This is a genomic window from Faecalibacterium sp. I3-3-33 (assembly GCF_023347295.1).
Taxonomy (GTDB): Bacteria; Bacillota; Clostridia; order Oscillospirales; family Ruminococcaceae; genus Faecalibacterium.
On the sequence record NZ_CP094469.1, the window covers coordinates 478,997 to 501,994 of the forward strand.

Consider the following 22,998-nt stretch of genomic DNA (forward strand, 5'->3'; position numbering starts at 1 on the left):
CAAACGCTCCTTTCTCAATGGGCACCGAACACCGACTTGCTGATGCTGCCGGTCTTGAACAGACAGAAGCAGAGCAGAACGGTATAGCCCATACAGCCCCAGATGGCCCCGGCAATGTCCGCCGCGCCCGAAATGTTGCGTATCAGCACCGCGTAAATGCCCACGACAATCATAATCAGGAACGCTTGGAAACCCAGTGCCAGCAAAGACTTCAAGTAGTTCTGCCCGGTGCTGCGCCACTCGCTGCTGCCCATGGTCGCCAGCGGGATAGGCCCCAGTGCGGTCACAACATAAATCTCGATCATGCGGCCGTAGGTCACAAGGAAAATACAGATAGACAGGATGTTCATGGTCAGACCCACCACAAGGGTCTGGAACCACAGGCTGAGCAGACTGCCAATGGTCATGCTTTCCAGCTGAAATTCCAGTCCGGGTATCAGGCGGTCAAAGTGGATGGATGTTTCGCCGATGATAACGCCGGAGCTTTGGTTGACAACGCTCTGGGTGGCATCGAACACGCCCATGACGATATTCCATGTGTTGCTGACAATGAGGATGGCAAAGGCAGACTTGAAAATCCAGCGGAAGAACATGGAGGTGTCAAAGTCGTGCATATTGTTCTTTTCGGTAATCATCTGGATAAGCTCATGGCACATCACAAGAGCAAGGATGGCCGCTGCAATGGGCAGCACCACCGTTTCGGAAAGACTACGCAGCATATTGAAAATGCCGCTGTTCCACGCCTGCGGGGTAGAGCCGACATCCGAAGCGATTTCGCCCACCTTAGCGTTCACGTTATCGAACAGGCCGGAGAGGTTGCCCGTGATGCCATCTATCAAAATGCTTTTTATCCATTTCTCGATGATCTCACTAATCAAGCAAAGATACCTCCTTTCCAGCGCCCTCCCACTTTTCTGGGAGAGCGCGGAGTAGGATTTTAAGTGTTCGTTGTTCGGAAAATTGTGGGTGGCGATGCAGGACTTAGCCCAGCAGCCCGGACAGCAGCGGGACAAGGGTCACGCCGATCAGGGCAACGCCGCCGCCCGCGACCAGCTGCTTCACGCCCTGGCTCTTGCTGCCGGGGTTATCCTGTCCATAGCCCTCCAACAGGTTGATGCCACCCCAGACACACAGGGCACCGCCCAGACCGACCACAATCGTCTGCAAAGTATCAACTGCGCTGTTGAAAAATTCCATAAGGTCCTCACTTTCTGCCGCTTGTTCTGCGGCACTCAAAAATTTTTTCAAAAAATGCCGCCTCATTCGGCGGCTGCATCTTCATCCGACAGGTCGATTTCGTACAGGTCAAAACTTTCGTCCTGTGCGACTACCTGCTGCCGTTTCCGGCGCAGGGTGGATAAGAACCTGTCCACCTCAAAGGTATTCTTTTTGTCCGCGTCCGCAAGGTACTTGTAGTGCGGGTGCTTTGTAATGTCGAACTTCTCCGAGAAGAACGGCCTCACGCCCCGCAGCTGCAAAATGCACCTGCCGCCGTCCATGATTGCGATTTCGTCCTCTGACATCAACGCCTTTCCTAATTTTTGATAGTTCAGTCCGTGGGAGGTTTGAGAACCCCGGTTCTCGCTGGTGTTGAAACTGTCGATGGTCTCTTTCCCCAGCGCATCGGAGATCTCTTTGGCATTTTTGCCCCGCCCACTCAAAAAGAGAACAGAATCGCAGTTGTCTGAAATGATTTCGGCGGCATCTTTGTAGATGGCTTTCAGCTGCGACTGGCTCTGCAAAATGATGGATGCCGAGATTTCCCGGCTGCGGATGGTGGCGATCAGCTTGTCGAAGTTGGGTATCCGCCCGATGTTGGCGAACTCGTCCAGAACCAGCCGCACATGGACAGGCAGCCGACCGCCGTATTTGTCATCCGCACGGTCACACAGCAGATTGATAAGCTGGCTTTGGAGCATGGCGAGAATGAAGTTGAAAGTGGTGTCCGTGTCGCTCATAATCAGGAACAATACCGTCTTTTCATCCCCGATGGTGTCCAGCTCCATTTCATCATCCTCCATCAGTTCCCGCACTTCCCGGATGTCAAATGGGGCTAAACGGGCACCGCAGCTTATCAGGATGGAGGAACGGGTCTTGCCCGCCGACAGCAAAAACTTTTTGTACTGCCGGACGGCGAAGTGGTCCGGGTCTTTCTGTTCCAGCCGTTCAAACATGAGGTCCACCGGGCTTTGAAACTCCGGGTCATCTTCACGGGCTTCACTGGCGTTTATCATTTCCAGCAGGGTGGTGAAGTTCATTTCTTCTGCCGGGGCCTCATACCAGATGTAGCCGATAAGCGCGGTGTAGAACAGCCGTTCCGACTTCACCCAAAAATCTTCTGCTGATTTTTCACCCTCGCCCTTGGTGTTGGCGATAAGGGTATTCACCAGCTTCAGCACGTCTTTTTCCGAGTGGATATAGACAAAGGGGTTGTACTTCATGGACTTGGAAAAGTTTATCGTGTTCAGGATTTTCACCCGGTAGCCCGCCCGCTGGAACATTTGGCCTGTTTCGAGAACCAGTGTGCCTTTCGGGTCTGTGACTACGAATGAGGTGGGATAGTCGGAAGTGGGGAAACATTGCATGAGGTTGGGCTTCACATAGAAGCGGGTCTTGCCGCTGCCGGAGCCGCCGATCACCAGCACGTTCTTGTTCCGGGCCGTCTTGGGGTCTTTGGGACGCCCGGTCATGGTCAGGCGTTCGGTCTGGGTCAGCAGGATGTTGTTTTCAAACTTGGGGTCGATGTACGGGGCAATATCTTTGGCGGTGCCCCATCGGGCAGAGCCGTATTCTTCACCCTTGCGGTATTTCTTGGCGTTCTTGCCTTTGCTGTACACGATGAGCCGGACAGCCACCGCCCCGGCAACGCCCACGCACAGGTCAAACGGATGCAGGCTGGGTAGCGGGTTTGCAAAGGCGGCGGAGATGCCGCCCGTCAGGTGGAGTAGCTTTGCCGAAGCATCCGCGCCCGCCGCCAGACGGTACGCCTGCCCGCATTTGGCGAACAGGTACACGAACAGCAGATACGGCAGATTCAGCAACAGCAGCTTTTTCAGTTCAGGCTTCATCGTTCCAGCCCCCTTTGCTTGATTTTTTCCTTCGCACGTTTCGGCTGCTGGACGGCTTTCTGATTGGCTGTTGCCAGCACCTTGCGGATAGAGGGCCGCTGCTCCTTGGTGAGCGTTTTGGCCGTGAACTCCCGGAACGCCTGTTCCAGATTGTCCGCATCCTTGGTCTTGAAGATCACGATGTAGTGGGGCGGCTGGGTGGTCTTGTCCTTGCGCAAGGTAAAGTCCACGCCGTACTTCTTGGCGCAGGGTTTGAATGCCCCGATGTTCGCCTCCGTGACTTCAATGTTGGTCAGGGACGCGCCGTGGGCTTTCAGCTGTTTCAGGCTTTGCTTGCCGTGATGCAGCTTTGGTCCCTTGGCCCGGTGCTGCAAGTATTTTTTCAACGCAGCTTGCAGGGCTTGGGCGGTGAGCTTGCCCGTTTTCATGGACAGGGCAATGGTTTTCTGGGTGACTTCTTCCTGCATTCAGCAATCCTCCTTGGCAGGTAGTCGGAAAAGCGGTAGCTAAGGTGGAACCACCAGCCGCCGCAGGTAAAGGGTTCTCATGGGTGGACGCTCCTTTCGGTCAGTTGTTGGGCGGGCGGCCCCAATCAGGCTGCGCCATATCGTGCGCCACAAGGGACGCATAGTAGCTGTTGATGGTGCTGGGCGCGTTAAAAAGCATGGCCCGCAGGTATTGCTTGATGTTGCGGACTTTGGTGGTGTTGTCCCGCAGGCAGTCCATGACGAACTCGATGTGATGGCTGTCCAGTTTCAGGAACTTGGCCTTGACCAACTCTGCCGGGTAATCGTCCCCGGCCACCCGGATGGACTTGCGGTTGGTGCAGACGGTTTCCAGCAGGATGTCCACGATCTCGTCCAGTTGCTCCCGGTCTATCCGGGGATTCTGGATGAGGGTGTCATACTCGATGTTCTCCAAAATCAGGTCCCGGTAGATTTGATAGGCCGCTTCCTTTCGGCTTCCTGTCCGTTCCGGCGGCGGTGCCGCTGCCTCGTCCTCGTCCAAAGGCAAGGGGTTTGGGGAATGGATCGGAATGGAATCGGTATTTAATCCCTCTTTCTTTTGTTTTTCTGTAATTAGTTTATCTTTATTTAATTGCATTGGATTTTCCAACGTAGGGTTTTCCTGCGTGGGCTTCTCCAACGTTGGATTTTCCAATGTAGGTGAAACCGATGCAGGAATGGGCTGCGGCAGCTCAAAGATCACATAGTCTGCACCGCGCAGCCGCCCTTTCTCATCCCGTTCTCTGGAACGCTGGATGTAGCCTGCCTGTTCCAGTTCCCGGATAGCCTGCCGTATCGCGTCGATGCTTTCCCGGTTGATACGGGCCAGCCCTTGCAGGGTGTAGTCCCAATCTTCCGGCAGGGAGAGCATTTGGGAGAGTAAGCCCTTGGCTTTCAGGGACAAGGCCCGGTTCCGCAGGTGGTGGTTTGACATGACCGTGTAGCCGCTGTTCTTTTCTACCCGAAAAACTGCCATTTCACGGATGCCTCCTTTCGTTGTAAACAAAAAAGCAGCGTCCATTTGCTCCCGGTGATGGGAGAAGTGAACGCTGCGCGTACTTGATAATTTTTAGGTTGTGTGGTATATAAAAGGCAACTGTTTTTTCAATACAGCTGCCCATCGGGGGTGCGATACAAGCAAGTTGCTATCCGATGGCCTCAAAAACAAATTGTACTACGATGGTTTTTGAAAAGTTCTGTATCACTACTCGCACCAAACAATGAAAATCCGAACCTTTTCTCGATAGGAGAAGGGTTCGGATTTTTTGTTTTCTTCGGAAACGAAAACAAGGGCTCTTCCCTGACGGCTGTGTGTCCGAAACCTTATCAGAAAAAAGACCGCGTCACAAAGGTCACAACTGTAAAGGTGCCGTAAGGCGGAAAGGACATAAACATGAAGTACGATGCAAGAGCTTGCCATTTCAACATGGACACCGGCTGTGTGGAACTACTGCTCCGGGATGGGCGCAAAATTTCCATTGACTGCACCGGGGTCGAGGATGCGTTGGACGTGACCATGGCCCAGAGGTCAGAGTTAGACTACCTCATCTACAATGACCCACTGGGCTATGCCGATTTGATTTTGAACGGCAATCCGAAGGAATATTTGAAAAACGTAACCGAGAGCCATGGCTTAGAAGATTAAGAATAGCAAAACAGGGCGTATCTCTTTTTATGGGATGCGCCCTGTTCTTTTATGCCTGTTTTTTCTGTGCTTCTGCAAACATCCGGGCAATCTCCGTGCCGGATTCCTGCATTCCACGATTCATCCACTCATGTACCCAGCCATATAGCATATAACCGATGGCAGAATTCAGATAAGCCAACCCGTTGGGAATCTCCGGCGAACGGTCAAAATAGCCGAGGATCGTTTCCAGCATGATATTGGAAAGCCCTGCATGGTACAATGCAAGGTAAAATTCAGCATGGTCCTTGTAAAAATCCAGCAAACTGACGAGCCATAGATTATCCTGACCCGGTGTGCCATCAGGATGCTCATGGTCAAAATTTGTCTTCCATTCATTGGTCAGACGCACAGACTCCTGCTGTAATACGTCCTCTTTGCTTGCGAAATTACGGTAAAAAGATGCCCGCCCAACACCGGCAGCATCCACCAGCGCCTGAATGCTGATGGACGCAAAGTCCTGTGTGTGCATCAATTCCAGCAGCGCAGACAGAATGTGCTGCCGCACATAGGTGTTCTTTTCCTGATTGTTCATGTTCTTCATGGGATGATACAAACGCCCTTCTTTGTCTCATTTTGGCTGAGACGATTGACTCAGCACTGTTTTGATGATACACTCGTCCCATCGAAAAGTCAAGAAGAAAGGAGTTCACAATGAATTTGACGAAAAAGCGATTGTTGATTTTGTTCATCGTCATCATTTTCGGAGCAGTCTTAGGGCGGCTGGCTGTTCGCGCTGGGCTGAATCTGCTGCTGGGCGGCACGCTGTTTGGAGGGAATATTCTGTGAAAACACTGAAATGGGGATTGCTCTATACTGCTGCGTTTCTTGCGGCTTTTGTCGGCTCTGCTTTACTCAAAATAAACAGCGACCCGACCCACGGCAAATACAACACCCGTTGGGATGAAACGATCGGCAAGGCATACACCGATTTGCCTTATGGAGAGGGTGCCGCCAACAAGTTTGATCTTTATGTACCGGCTGACAAAAGTCAGGATGCATACGGTCTTGTGGTCTATCTTCACGCCGGTGGATTTACCGGCGGAGACAAAGCCGGTGACGCCGAGATGCTGAAATGGCTGTGCAGCAAAGGCTATGTGGCGGCAGGAATCAACTACACATTGTTTACGGAAGAAAACCCGGATGCCAGCGTATACAGCCAGTCGGAGGAGATCAAAGCCGCCATGCCCTCTGTGGTTGCAGCAGCCGAAAAACTGGGGTATAAACTTGACCGGATGGCTATTTCCGGCGGCAGCGCAGGTGGATGTCTTGCGCTGATCTATGCCTACCGGGATGCCGACACCTCGCCGCTTCCGGTCAAAATGGTATTTGAAGCAGTCGGCCCCGGCAGCTTTCATGTGGAGGATTGGGGTATCTTCGGTCTCGACCAAAGCCCGGAGGCCGCCGCAGGACTGTTCAGTGTAATGTCCGGTCAGGCGCTGACCCCGGAAGATATCACATCCGGTGCCTATCTGGACGCAGTCAAACCGATCTCTGCTGACCGCTGGGTCACAAAGGATACGGTGCCCTCTGTCCTCTGCTACGGCGCACACGACAAGATGCAGCCCTTTGCCGCATCTAAACCGTTGGTCGCCGCACTGGAAAAGAACGGAGTAGATTACCGGTATTTCGTAGCGAAGCATTCCGGCCATGGGTTGCAAAACGACAATAAGGTCTATATGGAGTATCTGGATGCCGTAGTGGAATATCTGGACAAGTACATGAAGGACTGACCTTGTGTAAAGGATAACCGTTCAGGAGGCTGCCATGCAAAAGAAAGATCTTCTGGTCGTGGCAATTATCGTGATTGCCGCCATCGTTTTGGGGGCAATATGCGGAAAGCTGCTATTGGATAACATCATATGAGACGGAAAGCAAAAATAATCGTGTACACCGGAATATTTGTTCTGGTGTTTCTTGCTGCTGCACTGGCAAGGGTCTATCTGCTGGGAAGTGCACCGGAACGACTGGTAAAATCGCTGGGGCAGGATCTGACCGGCACGGTTTTCAGAGATCAGAACTACGAAAACGAGAACGGAAACCGGTACGACCTTTATATTCCCGCCGGACTGGACAGGATGCAGGATCAGAATCTGATCCTCTATATCCACGGGGGAAGCTTCAATTCCGGTTCAAAAGCTGACGGTGAAACATGGTGCAGATACTATGCTGCACAGGGGTACATTACCGCTTCCGTGGATTACACCTTGCAGATGCACGGAAAAGATGCGTCCATTTATCAGATGAACAAAGAAATCGAAAACGCAGTTCGGGCAATTCGGCAAAGGACGGAGGAACTGGGGTATCATATTGCAGGAATGGCTCCGTTTGGGGTGTCCGCAGGCGGGACCTTGGCGATGAATCTGGCTTATAGTGGAAATTCTGCGATCCCGGTCAGATTTGTTTTCCAAGTGGCTGCCCCCACATACTTTGAGCCGTCCGAGTGGCCCCTGCTCATGAAGGTGGACAAACTCACATCGGCGCACGACTTCTGCAGGATGATGACCGGAAAGGAATTGGAGGATTATACACAGGAGATTCGGAAAATCTCTCCGGCAGGCATCGTGAAGGATGATTCTGTGCCGTCGTTGATCGCCTATGGTCGAATCGATCATTGTGTCCCTGTGAACCAAAAATATTATCTGATGGGAGCGTACATTCTGCACAACGTTCCATACGACTATATTGAATTTCCGAAGTCTAACCATGGGATGTATAATGATCCGGATAAGCTGCAGGAATTTCTGGAAAAGTCTTTGGAATATGCCGAGCGTTATTTCACCGATTGATCCGCATGGGCTGAGGAGGAATTGTGTCAATTTGACACAATTCCTCCTCGTCCGTTCTAAGCAGGGTTTGGGGCAGGCACGCCCCAACAAGATCACATCAAAACTCGCTAGAGTTTGAGAAGTGAAGTCCCGATGGAGCACAAGATTTTCAAGAATTGAAAATTTGTGGCCACGGGACGGTTCTTGCCCTCTACCGCTGCGCTCAAAACGCATTTTCAACAAATGTTTCCGAATTGTTAAGGCGCAAAAATAAGTAGAGAGTTCCACTGCTCGTGTATGTTGATCGCCGTTTGCTCCGAACGAAGTTCCTGCCCCTGTTTGTGCAGCGGCGTTGTCTGGCTCGCTCACGGAAAGTGTGAGGTCGTGGCACAGTATCACGTTCAGACGGCTTATGAAGGATTCAAGGTACAGTATGAAGAAAGCCGGGCGCAGTGCGGACACTACGTCTTGCTTCTTTCAAGCACAAGAATAACGCTTTGAGGTTGTGCTGTCAACAACCGAAAACAAATTTTGGAAGATTGAACAACTACATAAGATTTTATTTGTGAAAAAGAAAAATACCGCCCATGCAGCGCAGCGATGATTTTGTCGGGTGAATCGGCGGCAAAATGAATCGGGTGTGTTGCGGGGCGGTTAATTCTTTCGGGGTCTTTTCCTCACTGAAGTGGTGGGTCTCATGGTGATAACCAACCACTTTCTGTGGCAGTGTTCAAAATGAATACGACCACATCTTGTGGATGGTTTTGAACCAATCCACAAAATCAGTGGGATTTGTGACAGAAAATATCATGGTTTCTAAGATGTGCCAAGATAGCTTTACAAATTCTATTGCGGCAAAGTGAAAGAAGTGCGGCTTATATGGAGGCGTTGCACAATTCTAGAAAAATCAATCATTCCAATTTTTCGCCGTTGGAGGCGATAACTTTCTTGTACCAGTAGAAGGAGTCCTTTTTCTCGCGGCTCAGGTCGCCGGTGCCATCGTCAAACTTATTGACGTAGATGAACCCGTAACGCTTCGCCATCTCGCCGGTTGAAGCCGAAACCAGATCGATGCAGCCCCAGGGGGTATAGCCCATCAGGTCTACACCGTCCTTGACAGCCTCAGCCATCTGCTCGATGTGCTGGCGCAGGTAGTCGATACGGTAGCTGTCGTGCACCTTGCCGTCCTCGCCCTTCACGTCATAAGCGCCCAGACCATTCTCCACCACCATCAGGGGGATGTGGTAGCGGTCGTAGATCTCGTTCAGGGTATAGCGCAGGCCGATGGGGTCGATCTGCCAGCCCCAGTCGGAAGCCTGAAGATAGGGGTTCTTCTTGCCGCCCATGATGTTGCCGCTGATGTTGTCGGCATCTTTGTGGGTGGTGACGCAGTTGGACATATAGTAGCTGAAGGTGTAGAAGTCCACCGTGCCCTCTTTCAGGATGGCGGCATCCTCTGGCTCCTGCCGGATGGTGATATCGTTTTCGGCAAAGTACCGCTTCATATAATAGGGGTACTCGCCGCGGACATGCATATCCGAGGCGAACCAGTTCATGATCTGCATTTGTTTCTGGTTGGCCACGAGGTCAGCCGGGTCGCAGGTCAGCGGGTAGGTGGTGACAAAGCAGATCATGCAGCCCATCTTGAACCGGGGATAGTTATCGTGGGCGTACTTGACCGCCTTGGCACTGGCCACGAACTGGTGATGCAGTGCCTGAAAACGCTCCTGCTTGTTGTCGGGAACTTTGTTGACCGGACCCTCAAAGCCCTTGATCGTGCCGGTCTCGAGGATCGCACCCATGGGCATGGTGCCGCAGTTGATCTCGTTGAAGGTCAGCCAGTATTTGACTTTATCCTTATACCGCTCGAAGATCGCCTTGCAGTAGTTCATGTAGAAGTCGATCAGCTCCCGGGACGCCCAGCCGTTGTACTTTTCCACCAGAGCATAGGGCAGTTCATAGTGACTGATGGTGACCAGCGGCTCGATGCTGTGCTGTTTGCAGCAATCAAACACGCGGTCGTAGAATTCCAGCCCCTTCTCGTTCGGCTCGGTCTCCATGCCGGTGGGGAAGATGCGGGTCCAGTTGATGGAGGTGCGGAAGGTCTTGAAGCCCATCTCGGCGAAGAGGGCGATGTCCTCTTCGTAGTGGTGGTAGAAATCAATGGCTTCGTGGCTGGGGTACAGCCGGTCGGGGCGGATGCTGGTGGTCACCCATTTCGGGCTGGTATGGGAGCCATTGGTGCACATATCGGGCACACTGGCACCCTTGCCGTCCACGTCCCATGCACCCTCAAACTGGTTGGCGGCACAGGCGCCGCCCCACAGGAAATCATCACGAAAAACACTCATGGTTTGTTTCTCCTATTCTTTTTAGCAGAAGAGATTTACAAATAAATTTGCTGCTCCACAGCAGAGCATTGTTAAAATTGGATTTATTTTGAACGTCCGAAGGGCAACAAAAGCGGCAACAAAAATCAAAACACCAGCCCAGTTCACGGAGGCAAGGGCAACAACATTGCCTTGAAACACAACCAGCTTTAAGATAGACAGACCGGCACCTGCGATAAGAGCAACGACTGCTGGACGCAGGCTTGCTAAAACGCTTTGCAGGGCAGAGACATTCTTATATCGATAATAAATATAAGCCAGCAGAGAAACAATGAGAAGCGAAGGCGTAATACAACCCAATGTGGCGATGACGGCACCCAGAGGGCCGGCAATACGGATGCCAACAAAGGTCGCCGAGTTGACCGCAATAGGACCTGGTGTCATTTCAGCAATGGTAATGAGGTCGGTGAATTCGTTCATTGTCAGCCAAGCGTGGCTGGTCACAATTTGATCCCGAATCAGTGGAATGGCCGCATAACCGCCACCGATGCTGAACATGCCTACCTGTAGAAAGCTCAGAAACAACTGCAAGTAAATCATACGGCATCTCCTCTCCGCTTTATGTGGTGAATGACTTCGAGCAGGACGCCAAAAACGGCACAGGTCAGAATGATGAAGATGACGTTGATATTAAAAATGCTGTTTGCAAGGAAGGCAAGCATCATAACCCCGATGTAAACAGGCTTATGCTGCCGGATGATGTTACCGCCCAAGCCAAAAACAACGTCCAGAATGACCGCAGCAACACCGGCCTGCATACCTTTCAGTGCAAGGGAAACATATAAATTAGTAGCAAAAGCCGTATAAAAAAAGGAAATGCCCGAGAGAATCGCCATGGGTGGAATGATGGTACCGATGACCGATGTCACCATTCCAATAAATCCGCCGACACGCCAGCCGACTAGAATCGCAGCATTGACCGCAATAGCGCCCGGACTGGACTGAGCCAGAGCCGCAAAATCAAGCATTTCATCCTCTTTCAGCCAATGCAGTTCATCAACAAATTTTTGCTTCATGAAGGTGACGATGACGAAGCCGCCACCGAAGGTGAAAGTGCTGATATAAAGGGTACTTAGGAAAAGCTTCCAAAGTGTTTTTGTATCTGTGCGTTTATTCATAACTTTACTCCATCTCTACAAGGAGAAGCAGGACTCTACAGGAAAAAACAGGACAAGCTGTAATGCCGTCCTGTTTCTGTTTATAATCCCAGTCGGAAAAACTCTTCCTGCGGAGCCTGCACCTGTTTCAGTGCGTTGGTCAGCTTATCCTTCCAGACAGTCTCTTCCGGACTTCCGCTCAGGTTTTTCAGCTGTTCCGGGTCTTTTTTGAGGTCATACAGGCGGTCTTTCAATTTTGCAGTCTGGTATATTTTTACGACCGGATACCGGATGCACGGGATGCCATTGGTAAACCGGGTCCCTTCCACCAGCTCCCCACGGCGAAGCTGATCTTCCGAAAAATACCCACGAATATTCGTCGGCATCAGGGTGTACTCATACAGCGGCGCATCCTCGTTCTGTTCGGCTTTCAGGTAGGTCATCCGACCATCTGTAATGCCCGTATAGCAGCCATGGACACCAAACAATGCCCATTCCCGAACCGGTTTCCCTTCCAATGCCGGGAGCAGTGACCGACCGTCCATCTCGCCCATCGGGGTCTGGTCACATCCAAAGAGTTCCAGCAGCGTTGGCGCGATATCCACTGTTGTTGCCAGTTGTTCACACCGTCCACCCTCAGCGATGCCCGGAACATGGAAATAGAACGGGAGATGTGCCAATTCGTCATAAGGCGGCGGAAAATTCTTGCCGAGCCATTCGTGTTCGCCCAGCAGGAAGCCGTGGTCGGTGTTGACAATGAGGACCGTATCCTTCCACATATCGTGCGCATCCATGAAGTCCAGAATCAGCCCGAGGTGCACATCGCACATTGTCATCAGAGCCGCATACTCTCTAGCTGCATTTTGCAGATCTTCACGGTAGTCTTCGCTTGCAACTCTGCCGTATCGGGGCCAGTTCAAAGTTTCTTCTTCCGGCAGATCGTACAGGGCACGGTATTTCTGCGGAACATAGAAGGGCTCGTGAGGATCAAAGCACTCTATCTGTAAAAACCAACTGTCTTTTTCCACGTGCTCTTTCAGAAATTCCAGTCCGGCCTGTACAGTTCGTGTGCCGGACATTTCTTCTTCCGTCCGCTGACGCTCCCGGTTGCGGTAATGCTGTGTTACGGAGATGCCAGTCTTATTGAGGGGATGGCGTTTCTCTGGCATGTCCACCGGGATATCGTGCGCCACAAAGCGGTCGCCCTCCTGTCCACGGAAGCCCTCCCAGGTGTCATAGCGGTTGTGATAGGTGCAGCCACCGTCTTCCCAATAGTGCGAATGGTCTGTACACAGATGGGTATAGACGCCCTCCGCACGCAGGACTTCGACACAAGAACGATCAAACGGTTCCAGCGGACCCCAGCTTCGATGAAGAAAGTTATGCTTTCCGGTATGTAGTTCTCGTCGGGCCGGCATGCAGGGCAGACTGCCCGCATAGAAATTGTCGAAGGTTGTGCAGTGTTGTTCCAACCGTTTGAAATTAGGCAGTTTTGTCCAGTTACAGCCGTAACTCGGCAAAAACTTTCGCGTCAGCGTATCAAACATCACCATAACAACTTTCACAAAAATACCTCCCTAGATGAAGTGCTTTAGCGGCCAAGCTTCTGCTTTACTGCGGCCTTGGATGCTTTGGCATCCTGAACCGTCACACCATCTTTGTCTTTATAAAAAATCAGCGTTGTGATAAAGCCAAGTACCATAGCGATGCCAACTGCAATCAGAACGCCGTAGAACGAAATATCAAAACCAACTGCAGGATTGATATAGGCGGGGAATGCAAATAGACCCATGCCGCCCATAGTATACATATTGACCCCCAAGCCCCCCATAATGGCACCGCCAACAGCAGAGCAGAACAGCGTGATCACAAAGGGGACTTTCAGAGGCAGTGTAACACCATAGATGGAAGGTTCGCTTACACCGAAGAAGCTGGAGATTGCAGCAGGCAGAGCAGTTTCTTTGATTTTCTTATTCTTACTTTTCAGATATACCGCAAAGACGACCGCGCAAGTGGTAAAAGGAACCGCCTGCATACAACAGATGACGTTTTCAAAACCATTGGTCATAAGGTTGTTGATCATAATTGGAGTGATTCCCTGATGGACACCAAACATGACCAGTACCTGCCACAGTCCGCCAACCAGTGCACCGGAAAGAATCGGACTAAAATCGTGAAATACTGCAAACATCATGCCAATAGCATCGCTGATCCATGTTGCGACAGGACCAACGATAATCAACGTTACAGGAACAGCAATTAAAAGTGTGAATGCGGGAACGAGGAACATTTTGACAACAGCCGGGCAGATCTTTTTTATCAGACGCTCTACCTTGGACGCAAAGAATACGGCCAGAACCGCGGGAATAACAGTCGATGCGTAATTCATCATAATGACGGGGATACCTGCAAAGGTCGTGGTCACGTTGCTTTCAAATGGTGTGCCGCCGAGAACCGAAAACAACACTTCGCTGGATCGAAGGGCTGAAATATTGGGATGCAGGAGAGCGGCACCAACAGCTGCGCCTACAAAACGATTCATACCAAACTTCTCTGCGGCGGTAAAACCGATAAATACCGGAAAGAAGTAAAAAATAGTATCGCCAATAGCATTGATGACCACATAAGTGCCGGACGATGTGCTGATCACGCCCAGTGCACCAAGAAAAACACTCAAACCTTTCAGGATGCCACAGCCGCACATCAGACCAAGCAGTGGAGTAAAAATGCCGGAAATCGTTGACACAAACAGATCAAAGAGATTTTGGTTCGTATTAGTGTTTTCCGCTTCAACCTCACCGCCTGCCCCGATGCCGCCAAGCTTCAACACTGCATCATAAGCGTCTTCAACCGCGTTGCCAATGACAACTTGATATTGACCGCCTTTCTGAATTACATCCAGGATCCCGTTTTTTTCCTTCAATGCAGTGGTGTTTGCCTTGGATTCATCCTTAAGTCTGAATCGAAGACGCGTGACGCAGTGTGTCAATGAGACGATGTTCTTTTTCCCACCAACATTTTCAACGATGAATGGAGCAAGAGCGTTATAATCAATTTTGGCCATAAAGATTCTCCTTCATTTGCTTTTTACCAATGTAAAAATTCCGGGCCCTGGAATCTTTTCGATAGATTCATTATACGGTCATTCGTTCGTAAAATCAATATTTTTCTAAACAAATGTTCGCTTTTTGTCGTGCTGCACAAGAACATTTGTTCGTTTTTGTACACTATTTTCGGGAATTTCGATTGTTTTACAGCTCAATTCTGGACAGATGTTCATTTTTCGATTATACTTGAAATAGTGATCCTTACCGATACCCCAATTTTTAGACTCCGATGGAGGTAATCTCTATGACAGTTCTGGAAAATATGCAGGCTGTGCTTCCCAGTCTCCCCAAAAACGAGCGCAAAGCCGCAGAATACCTGCTGAACTATCCGCACGATATCCAGCGCCGAAGCGCTGAGCTCATTGCACAGGATGCCGGCATCTCACGCAGTGCCATCGTTCGTTTATGCCAGAAACTCGGATATCAGGGATGGTCTGAGTTCAAATATGCCTATCTTCATGAACCGGCTCTGGCAGCTTCTGCACAGGAGCACAACATCCTGACCCGGTACGAAAACATTATCCAAAAGCTCCGTCAAGGGGTCGCCGCTGATCAGCTTCAGACGATCGTTCAGATCATCCACCGGGCCAATCGCGTTATCACTCTTGGCAACTATCACTCTGGCATGTCTGCACAGCAGATGGCTTTTCGTCTGAATCGTTCCGGCATCGACAGCCACTTTATGAATGATACTTCGCAGATGGAATGCTATGTTTCCTTCATCCGATCTAATGATGTTGTATTTATTTTTTCTCTCAGCGGTGATCCGCTTTATGAATCCCTTGTGGAACAATATGTTCAACGAGGAGCATCGGTCATTCTCATCACCATGTCGACCCGTACCACTCTCGCAAAACTTGTTACCCAGACGGTTGTGCTTCCTTTCCTTAGCCACGAGCGATGCAATTATCTTCTAGATGATGCGATTACTTTTTTCATGTTTATTGAGATGATCATAGAAGCGCTTCATGAAGAAAGCTCTAAGCAGTAAAATAGAAGATATTAAGCTGAGGTAACAATGAAAAATTTGAACTTTCTAATCAAACCGGCTTCAAGTCTGTGCAATATGCGTTGTCGCTACTGTTTTTATGAAGATGAAGCAGTCAATCGTACAGAAGCCAGCACTGGCCGAATGACGACTGAAACTGTCGATTGTTTGATTCAACAAGCCTTTGCTGCATTGGATAACAGGAACAGTAGCGTGACGTTCGCCTTTCAGGGAGGAGAACCAACACTTGCTGGGCTGGATTACTACCGTTATTTTGTTGAAAAGGTTTACCAGCATAACGCAAACCACGTCCACGTGAATTTTGCAATTCAGACAAATGGCCTGATGATTGATGAACAGTGGGCTGTTTTTCTGGCAGAAAATCGCTTCCTAGTGGGAATCAGTATAGATGGCACAAAAGCTCTTCATGATGAATTACGCCCAGATGCTTCTGGAAGATCCACATGGGCTCGCGTGACAAAAGCACTTTCTCTTTTGCAAAAAAATAAAGTTGATACAAACATCCTCTGTGTTGTTACACGATCGTGTGCAAAAAGCCCTGTCAAAGTGTATCATACGCTTCAGAAACTTGGTGGTAACTATCTGCAATTTACGCCGTGTCTTGATCCATTAGGTAAACCTCGTGGCAGTATGCCATATTCCATTACACCGGAACTTTATGGACACTTTTTATGTGGGTTATTTGATGAATGGTATCGGGATTGGCAAGCTGGTCAGTATACAAGCGTCCGTTTATTTGACGACTATATCTATCTTGCTATGGGAATGCCTGCAGGAACATGTGCCACAAGTGGAAGCTGTGGAAATTATCTTGTGGTGGAAGGAAACGGCTCTCTCTATCCTTGTGACTTTTACTGTTTAGACGAATGGAAACTGGGGGTAGTGAAGGATACGTCATTTGTCGAAATCATGCAATGCGATAAGGAGCGCCGTTTTTTGAAGGACGGAGCAGAACATCCTGCTGAGTGTAATTCATGCCGCTGGCGAAGAATGTGCTTCGGCGGCTGTAAACGGGATTGGTATGTAGATTCCACGGGAAATCATAACTATTTGTGTGGCGCTTTCCAGATGTTTTTTGAACATTCATTTCCCAGAATCGAACAAATTGCAAAACAACAGAAAGCTTGTTTATATTGAGATTTCTTGGATTTTTTTAGAAAGACCTTGTATTTATTGAAGCTGCATGATATATTATACGAAATTCAAGATCGGCAAACGTATTATTGTTCAATGCTGTATAAATGGGAGGTGCCTGCCATGACTGCCGTGATATACGCCCGCTATTCCAGCGACAACCAGCGTGAAGAATCCATTGAAGGCCAGATTCGTGAATGTACGGCCTATGCCGAAAAGAATGGCATTACGGTGGTCAAGCACTACATTGACCGTGCCATCTCTGCCAAGACCGATAACCGCCCGCAGTTCCAGCAGATGATCAAGGACAGTGAGCGTGGCATCTTTGACGTCATCATTGTCTGGAAGCTCGACCGCTTTGCCCGGAATCGCTACGACAGTGCCCGGTACAAGACCCAACTGAAGAAAAACGGTGTCAAGCTCATGTCTGCTACCGAGATCATCTCCGAGGGACCGGAGGGCATCATTCTGGAATCGGTGCTGGAAGGCTATGCAGAATACTACTCTGCCGACCTTGCCGAAAAGGTTGTCCGTGGACAGACGGAGAACATCCTGAAAGGCCGCTGCAATGGTGGGCGTGGAACGTTTGGTTATACGCTGGATTCCGAGCGAAAATTTCACATCGATCCGCTTGCCTCCCCTTTCGTGCTGGAAGCGTTCAGGAAGTACCGGGATGGTCTTACGATGAAAGAAATTCGGGACTGGCTGAATGAAAATGGCATCAAGAACCCGGTCGGCAGCGCGTTCACCTATAACAGTGTCGAACATATGCTCAAGAATCGGCGTTACATCGGAGAACTGAAATTCCGGGATGTGGTCGTGCCGGATGCTATCCCGCCCATCATTCCGCTGGAACTGTTTGAGGACGTGCAGGAAAAAATCGCCAAAAACAAGAAAGCCCCTGCCCGGAGAAAGGCAGAGGATGATTACCTGCTGACAACCAAGCTGCACTGTGGTTACTGCGGTGCGCTGATGTTTGGCGAGAGCGGCACAAGCCGGACGGGAGAAGTCCACCGCTATTATAAATGTGCTACCGTCAAAAAGAGGAAGGGCTGCAAGAAGAAAACCGTCCGCAAACAGTGGCTGGAAGATTTGGTGGTCAACCAGACCATGAAGCTTGTTCGGGATGATGCTGCTATGGAATCCATCATTGCCAAGGTCATGGAACTGCAAAACAAGGAGAATACCAACATTTCCCTTTATGAAAAGCAGCTCCGGGATGCAGAATCCGGTATCCAGAATATGCTCAATGCGGTTCAGGCCGGTATCCTGACCAGTTCCGCCAAGGAGCGGCTGGAGCAGCTGGAAGAAACCAAGCGTGAGCTTGAAGCCCGCATTGCAGAAGAAAAGCTGGCAAAGCCGAAAGTAACCGAAGAATTTATCAGGTTTTGGCTGCTGCGGTTCCGCAAGCTGGATATGAGCCTGAAAAACCAGCGGCAGGCACTGGTGGATACCTTTATCAATGCGATTTACCTGTATGATGATAAGGTTCTCATTACCTTTAACTATAAAGAAGGGACACAGACCGTGACTTTTGGAGAAGCGGCAGAAGCCGCATCAAAGGGAAATGGTTCGGATTTGGATTGCATTCCTGCACCACAAAAAAGACAGCTTTTGATAGCTGTCTTTTTTGCTTTATATGGCAATTTTCTTTCAGCAGCACCGGCAGAACAGCGGACTTGAATAGGGCGGCAACAAAAGGGAAGCACCGGCAGCGCTGCCGGGCACCGCGGCCTATTTGCACAGAACCGTTCAAATCGTTCTCTGCACTGGACAACCACCCCCTGTTCGCGGTATACTGAAAGCTGAATGAAATGCAGAAAAAACGAGGTCGCAGCATGGTGGAACAGGCAAACGAACTGATATTGGATCTCCTGCCCCTTTCGGCACAGACGGGACGGCTGGTGCGGGTGTACGGCACAGCGCCCTGCGTGGTGCTGCCGGGTACTCTGCCCGCCCCGGCGGGCGGCAGTTTTGCCCTGACCGAGCTGGGCAACTACTGTTTTTCGGAAAAGCCCCGCAGCCTGCCTGCGGCGGATACCCTCTGCCGCTACGCAGTAAGCGCAGACGGCACGGTGCGGCTGACCCGGGCGTTTGGGCAGGCGGTGGGGCAAAAGCCCGCCCGCCGGTACGATTTTGACCTTGACGCCCCGGCTGCGGACGAAGAGGAACTGCACCCGGTGTGCGGCAGCTTTTTAGAGGAAGTCACCCTGCCGGACAGTGTACAGGTCATTGGCAGCTGTGCCTTTTACAACTGCCGCAGCCTGCGTCTGCTCACCGTGGGCAGCAGCAGCCTGACCGTGGGCAGCGATGTGTTTTTGAACTGCTTTGCGCTGGAAACGCTGCGAGTGCAGGCCGCACCGGAGCAGCCCACCGGGCTGTTTGCACTGGTGAACAACATCACCGAGGCGGTGCAGGCACAGTTCTGGCCCGCCGATGCCCCCGCACCGCTGGCGGCGCTGTGGTACCCTGCCTACTGGGAGGACATCGAGGAGACTCCCGCCCACATCCTGCTGCACACCTTTTCTGGGCAGGGATACCATTACAGGCAGTGTTTTCTCGACAATAAATTCCTCCCCGCAGAATATGACGCTATCTTCCCGCAGGGGCACGATGCCGATGACGCCGCCATTATGGCCATGCTCTGCTTTGCTCGCCTGCGGTATCCGTGGCAGCTGACCGAAACTGCTGCCGGGCACTACCGGGCGTTTCTGTCAGCCAACACTGACCGGGTGTTCGCCCGCCTTTTAAAGGCGCAGGACATCGACAGCATCCGCGCCCTGCTGGCGCTGGATGTGCTGGACAAAGCCGCTTTTGCGTCCGCCGCTGCCCTTGCCGCCAAGGCAGAGAACGCCGCCGCTGCCGCCCTGCTGGCAGATGCGGAACACAAAAAATATGCTCCCCAGCCCAAAAAGCAGCGGTACGATTTTGATTTTTGAGAGGTGACCACACGTTGCCAAAGGAAAAATTTTTCGACCCCCGCAAGCCCTTCCAGTCCCAGCGGCCGGAGACCCACGAGGAGTGGCAGGCGCGCATGGGCGGCGAGGTGCTGGCGGTGGTGCGCAGCGGGCTGTATCTGGACTTCCGGTTTCTGGATATGGCACTCAGCGCCCTGACCCCCGCCCCGGACGAGCGCTGCCGGGTGCTGGCTACGGACGGTCAGACCCTGTATTACCAGCCGCAGCGCCTGCTGCAGCTCTATCAGGAAAACCCGAAATATCTCAACCGGCTGTATCTGCACACCATATTCCACTGCGTATTCCGGCATTTGTGGCTGAAAGGCCGCCGGGAGCCGCAGCTGTGGAGCCTTGCGTGCGATATCGCGGTGGAAAACGTCATTGACAGCTTACAGCGCAAAAGCGTGATGCGCCCGCTGACCTATGTGCGGCAGAACGCCTACCGGCAGATCACCGCCGAGGAAAAGGTGGTGGCAGCAGCCCCGGTGTACCGCTGGCTCACCCGGCAGACGCCCGGCGTAGTGCGGCAGCTGGAGCGGGAATTTGTCACCGATGACCACCGCCTGTGGCCGAAGGATGCCCCGGAGCAGCCCCAGCAGATGCCCACCCCTCTGCCGCAGAAAACGTGGCAGAAGATCGGGGAGCGGATGCAGACCGAACTGGACCTGCGGGACAAGGAGGCGGGCGAGGGCACCGATGCCTTGAAGCAGCAGGTGAAAGCCGCCAACCGCAGCCGCCGCAGCTACAAGGATTTTCTGCGCCGGTTCTGCGTCCTGCGCGAGGAGGTCAAGCTGGACCCGGACGAGTTTGACCTGAACTTTTATACCTACGGCCTTTCGGTGTACGGCAACCTGCCCCTCATCGAGCCGCTGGAAAGCCGGGAGAGCAAAAAAATCGAGGAACTGGCGCTGGTCATCGACACCAGCTACTCCACCTCCGGCGAACTGGTGCGCGCCTTTCTGGCCGAGACCTACACCCTGCTCAAAGGGCGGGAAAACTTTTTCCACCGCATGAACCTGCACCTGATTCAGGCCGACAACGCCGTGCGGCAGGATATCCTCATCCGCAACGAGGACGAGCTCATCCATGCCATGAACCACTTTGAGCTGCGGGGCGGTGGCGGAACGGACTTCCGTCCGGCCTTTGAATATGTAAACCAGCTTTGCGCCGAAAAGAAGTTTTCCAACCTGCGCGGCCTTTTGTACTTCACCGACGGCATGGGCACCTACCCGGCGCGGCGTCCCGGCTACGATACCGCCTTCCTGTTTTTGGGGGAGCGGTTCGACGATGCCAACGTGCCGCCGTGGGCGATGAAGGTGGTACTGGACGAAGAAGAATTTACCGGTGCGGCAGCCCGCCCCGCCAGCGCCCTTGCGGACGCTCTGGCCGAGGAGGATGACCTGTACCGCGAACTGAACAACTCCTGACAAGAGGGGGAACCATTATGAATATCAAACGTGCTAAGGAAGAAATCGAACATACCGTAAAAGCCTACCTTGCCAAGGATGCGCTGGGCGAATACGCCATTCCCGCCATCCGGCAGCGTCCCATCCTGCTGATGGGGCCTCCGGGCATTGGCAAAACGCAGGTGATGGAGCAGGTGGCCCGGGAGTGCGGGGTGGCGCTGGTGGCCTACACCATCACCCACCACACCCGCCAGAGCGCCGTGGGTCTGCCCTTTATCCGACAGCGCCACTACGGCGATAAGGATGTGTCTGTCACCGAGTACACCATGAGCGAGATCATTGCCAGCATCTACGCCAAAATGGAGGCCACCGGCCTTTCCGAGGGTATTCTGTTCATCGACGAGATCAACTGCGTGTCCGAAACGCTGGCCCCTACCATGCTGCAATTTTTGCAGTGCAAGACCTTTGGCAATCAGGCCGTGCCTGCGGGCTGGGTCATCGTGGCGGCTGGCAACCCGCCGGAGTACAACAAATCCGTCCGGGATTTTGACATCGTGACCCTTGACCGTGTGCGCCGCATGGATATCGAGCCCGACCTGCCGGTGTGGAAGGACTACGCCCGCGCCGCGCACATCCACAGCGCCATCCTGAGCTATCTGGAGCTGCATCCCCAGAACTTTTACCAGATCAACGCAGACGTGGACGGCACCCAGTTCGTCACCGCCCGCGGCTGGGAGGATCTTTCCAACCTGCTGGACACCTACGAAACGCTGGGCTTGCAGGCAGACGAGGAGCTGATCCGGGAGTACATCCAGCACCCGAAGATCGCCGAGGACTTCTCGGCCTATCTGGACCTGTACTACAAATACCGGGACGACTACGGTGTGGAGGAAATTCTTGCCGGGCAGACAAAGCCCGCCGTGTTCGCCCGGCTGCTGCAAGCCCCCTTTGACGAGCGGCTCAGCCTTGTCAGCCTGCTGCTGGCGGGGCTGGACACCCGCTTTGCTGCCTCTCTGCAGGCGGATGCTGTGGCCGATGCCTGCTACGCCTTTTTGCGGGAGACCAAAAAGGCGCTGGCAACCCTGCCGGAGGATATCCCGGACGGCTCCGCGGAACTATTCAGCCAGCAGATCAAGGATTACGAAACTGAGACCCAGCAAAAGCGCGATGCCGGGCTGCTGGGCAAGGCAGAGCTGACCAACCGCCTGCAGGTGCAGGCCGCGCTGCACCAGTGGGAAGGGGAGCTGCGCCGCGCCAACGCCGCCGGTACGCAGGAGGCCTTCGACCTGCTGCGCGGTCAGTTCCGTGCGCTGGCAGACCAGCGCGAGACCACCCAAAAGACCGCCGCCGCTGCGCTGGAAGCTGCCTTCGACTTTATGGAGCAGGCCTTTGCGGAAAGTCAGGAGATGGTGGTGTTCGTCACCGAACTTACGGTGAACCCCGCCTCCCACCAGTTCCTCACCGAGAACGGCTGCGAGCGGTACTTCAAGTACAACAAGGATCTGCTGCTGGATCACCGCAAGGCTGCTTTGCAGCAGGAGCTTGCCGCCGAGCAGCGCCGCCACGGCGGGGTGTAAGGCGCGGAAAACGATTGAAAATGGCCTCCGCGTGTGCTTTGGCCATGTTTCGAGGAGTTTGTTTTTTATCCGGGATTCTGAAAAGCCTGCGGGCTTTTCAGAATCCCTTTTTTACAAGTGGGGACGCAAGGGAAAACGACAGGATTCGTGGAAAGCGCCTGCTTACCGTTGCGGCTCTCTCCCGTGAAAAAGGTACACCGGAGCGTCCGCAGACGCTCCGGTGTACCAAAGATATAAAAGTGATTTCCGCTGAATATGGCCAGAGCGTAGCGGAGGCCACTCTAAATCGTATTTA

At 52.3% G+C, this 22,998-nt stretch carries 21 protein-coding genes; 10 read left to right on the top strand and 11 right to left on the bottom strand.

The features are described 5' to 3' along the window. Positions 1–14 precede the first annotated feature (14 nt). From MTP39_RS02270 to MTP39_RS02290, 5 genes are all read right to left on the bottom strand, one after another. A complete protein-coding gene (locus tag MTP39_RS02270) occupies positions 15–878 on the bottom strand; it encodes a VirB6/TrbL-like conjugal transfer protein, CD1112 family (protein WP_249241271.1) in 864 nt (287 codons plus the stop codon). A gap of 103 nt (positions 879–981) precedes the next feature. Continuing rightward, positions 982–1,197, bottom strand: coding sequence for a Maff2 family mobile element protein (locus MTP39_RS02275; RefSeq protein ID WP_005922889.1), 216 nt, complete (start codon positions 1,195–1,197; stop codon positions 982–984). A 62-nt stretch (positions 1,198–1,259) separates the two neighbouring features. Then, positions 1,260–3,068 (bottom strand): VirD4-like conjugal transfer protein, CD1115 family, encoded by a 1,809-nt coding sequence (locus tag MTP39_RS02280; RefSeq protein ID WP_249241272.1) that lies wholly within the window; start codon positions 3,066–3,068, stop codon positions 1,260–1,262. Next, a complete protein-coding gene (locus tag MTP39_RS02285; RefSeq protein ID WP_249241273.1) occupies positions 3,065–3,535 on the bottom strand; it encodes a PcfB family protein in 471 nt (156 codons plus the stop codon). The genes MTP39_RS02280 and MTP39_RS02285 overlap by 4 nt, the downstream gene beginning before the upstream one ends. A 100-nt stretch (positions 3,536–3,635) precedes the next feature. After that, positions 3,636–4,550, bottom strand: coding sequence for a DUF6017 domain-containing protein (locus MTP39_RS02290; RefSeq protein WP_249241274.1), 915 nt, complete (start codon positions 4,548–4,550; stop codon positions 3,636–3,638). A 417-nt stretch (positions 4,551–4,967) separates the two neighbouring features. On the opposite strand from MTP39_RS02290, the gene MTP39_RS02295 reads away from it, so the two are divergent. After that, positions 4,968–5,219: a DUF6061 family protein gene (locus MTP39_RS02295; protein WP_120019808.1), complete on the top strand. Its 252-nt coding sequence runs from the start codon at positions 4,968–4,970 to the stop codon at positions 5,217–5,219. 49 nt (positions 5,220–5,268) lie between these two features. Here MTP39_RS02295 and MTP39_RS02300 read toward each other — a convergent pair whose 3' ends face one another. Next, positions 5,269–5,814 (bottom strand): TetR/AcrR family transcriptional regulator, encoded by a 546-nt coding sequence (locus MTP39_RS02300; RefSeq protein WP_133303624.1) that lies wholly within the window; start codon positions 5,812–5,814, stop codon positions 5,269–5,271. A 98-nt stretch (positions 5,815–5,912) separates the two neighbouring features. On the opposite strand from MTP39_RS02300, the gene MTP39_RS13995 reads away from it, so the two are divergent. From MTP39_RS13995 to MTP39_RS02310, 3 genes are all read left to right on the top strand, one after another. Then, a complete protein-coding gene (locus MTP39_RS13995; protein WP_256468832.1) occupies positions 5,913–6,047 on the top strand; it encodes a hypothetical protein in 135 nt (44 codons plus the stop codon). Further along, a complete protein-coding gene (locus MTP39_RS02305) occupies positions 6,044–6,991 on the top strand; it encodes an alpha/beta hydrolase (RefSeq protein ID WP_207666231.1) in 948 nt (315 codons plus the stop codon). The genes MTP39_RS13995 and MTP39_RS02305 overlap by 4 nt, the downstream gene beginning before the upstream one ends. 129 nt (positions 6,992–7,120) lie before the next feature. Then, complete coding sequence (locus tag MTP39_RS02310) at positions 7,121–8,047, top strand: alpha/beta hydrolase (RefSeq protein WP_249241275.1); 927 nt, start codon at positions 7,121–7,123, stop codon at positions 8,045–8,047. Between the two features lie 890 nt (positions 8,048–8,937). Here MTP39_RS02310 and MTP39_RS02315 read toward each other — a convergent pair. The 5 genes from MTP39_RS02315 to MTP39_RS02335 all read right to left on the bottom strand — a co-directional run bounded on the left by MTP39_RS02315 (position 8,938) and on the right by MTP39_RS02335 (position 14,577). Then, complete coding sequence (locus MTP39_RS02315; RefSeq protein WP_249241276.1) at positions 8,938–10,377, bottom strand: glycoside hydrolase family 1 protein; 1,440 nt, start codon at positions 10,375–10,377, stop codon at positions 8,938–8,940. Between the two features lie 21 nt (positions 10,378–10,398). Then, positions 10,399–10,956 carry a chromate transporter gene (locus tag MTP39_RS02320; protein WP_249241277.1) on the bottom strand — a complete coding sequence of 186 codons (558 nt, stop codon included), beginning with the start codon at positions 10,954–10,956 and terminating at the stop codon, positions 10,399–10,401. Then, the gene (locus tag MTP39_RS02325; protein ID WP_249241278.1) at positions 10,953–11,534 is read right to left on the bottom strand and encodes a chromate transporter; all 582 of its coding nucleotides are present in this window, start codon (positions 11,532–11,534) and stop codon (positions 10,953–10,955) included. The genes MTP39_RS02320 and MTP39_RS02325 overlap by 4 nt, the downstream gene beginning before the upstream one ends. A gap of 80 nt (positions 11,535–11,614) precedes the next feature. Then, positions 11,615–13,078 carry a sulfatase gene (locus tag MTP39_RS02330; protein ID WP_249241279.1) on the bottom strand — a complete coding sequence of 488 codons (1,464 nt, stop codon included), beginning with the start codon at positions 13,076–13,078 and terminating at the stop codon, positions 11,615–11,617. A gap of 26 nt (positions 13,079–13,104) precedes the next feature. Next, the gene (locus tag MTP39_RS02335) at positions 13,105–14,577 is read right to left on the bottom strand and encodes a PTS transporter subunit EIIC (RefSeq protein WP_249241280.1); all 1,473 of its coding nucleotides are present in this window, start codon (positions 14,575–14,577) and stop codon (positions 13,105–13,107) included. A gap of 287 nt (positions 14,578–14,864) precedes the next feature. Between MTP39_RS02335 and MTP39_RS02340 the strand changes: the two genes are divergently transcribed. The 6 genes from MTP39_RS02340 to MTP39_RS02365 all read left to right on the top strand — a co-directional run bounded on the left by MTP39_RS02340 (position 14,865) and on the right by MTP39_RS02365 (position 22,703). Next, complete coding sequence (locus MTP39_RS02340; RefSeq protein ID WP_249241281.1) at positions 14,865–15,611, top strand: MurR/RpiR family transcriptional regulator; 747 nt, start codon at positions 14,865–14,867, stop codon at positions 15,609–15,611. Positions 15,612–15,638: 27 nt separating this feature from the next. Then, positions 15,639–16,766, top strand: coding sequence for an anaerobic sulfatase maturase (locus MTP39_RS02345; protein WP_249241282.1), 1,128 nt, complete (start codon positions 15,639–15,641; stop codon positions 16,764–16,766). 120 nt (positions 16,767–16,886) lie between these two features. Next, complete coding sequence (locus tag MTP39_RS02350) at positions 16,887–18,446, top strand: recombinase family protein (protein ID WP_249241283.1); 1,560 nt, start codon at positions 16,887–16,889, stop codon at positions 18,444–18,446. A 131-nt stretch (positions 18,447–18,577) separates the two neighbouring features. After that, positions 18,578–19,702 (top strand): leucine-rich repeat protein, encoded by a 1,125-nt coding sequence (locus MTP39_RS02355; protein ID WP_249241284.1) that lies wholly within the window; start codon positions 18,578–18,580, stop codon positions 19,700–19,702. Between the two features lie 14 nt (positions 19,703–19,716). Then, the gene (locus MTP39_RS02360; protein WP_249241285.1) at positions 19,717–21,147 is read left to right on the top strand and encodes a vWA domain-containing protein; all 1,431 of its coding nucleotides are present in this window, start codon (positions 19,717–19,719) and stop codon (positions 21,145–21,147) included. A 17-nt stretch (positions 21,148–21,164) separates the two neighbouring features. Further along, positions 21,165–22,703 carry an AAA family ATPase gene (locus tag MTP39_RS02365; protein WP_249241286.1) on the top strand — a complete coding sequence of 513 codons (1,539 nt, stop codon included), beginning with the start codon at positions 21,165–21,167 and terminating at the stop codon, positions 22,701–22,703. The last annotated feature ends 295 nt before the right edge of the window (positions 22,704–22,998 follow it).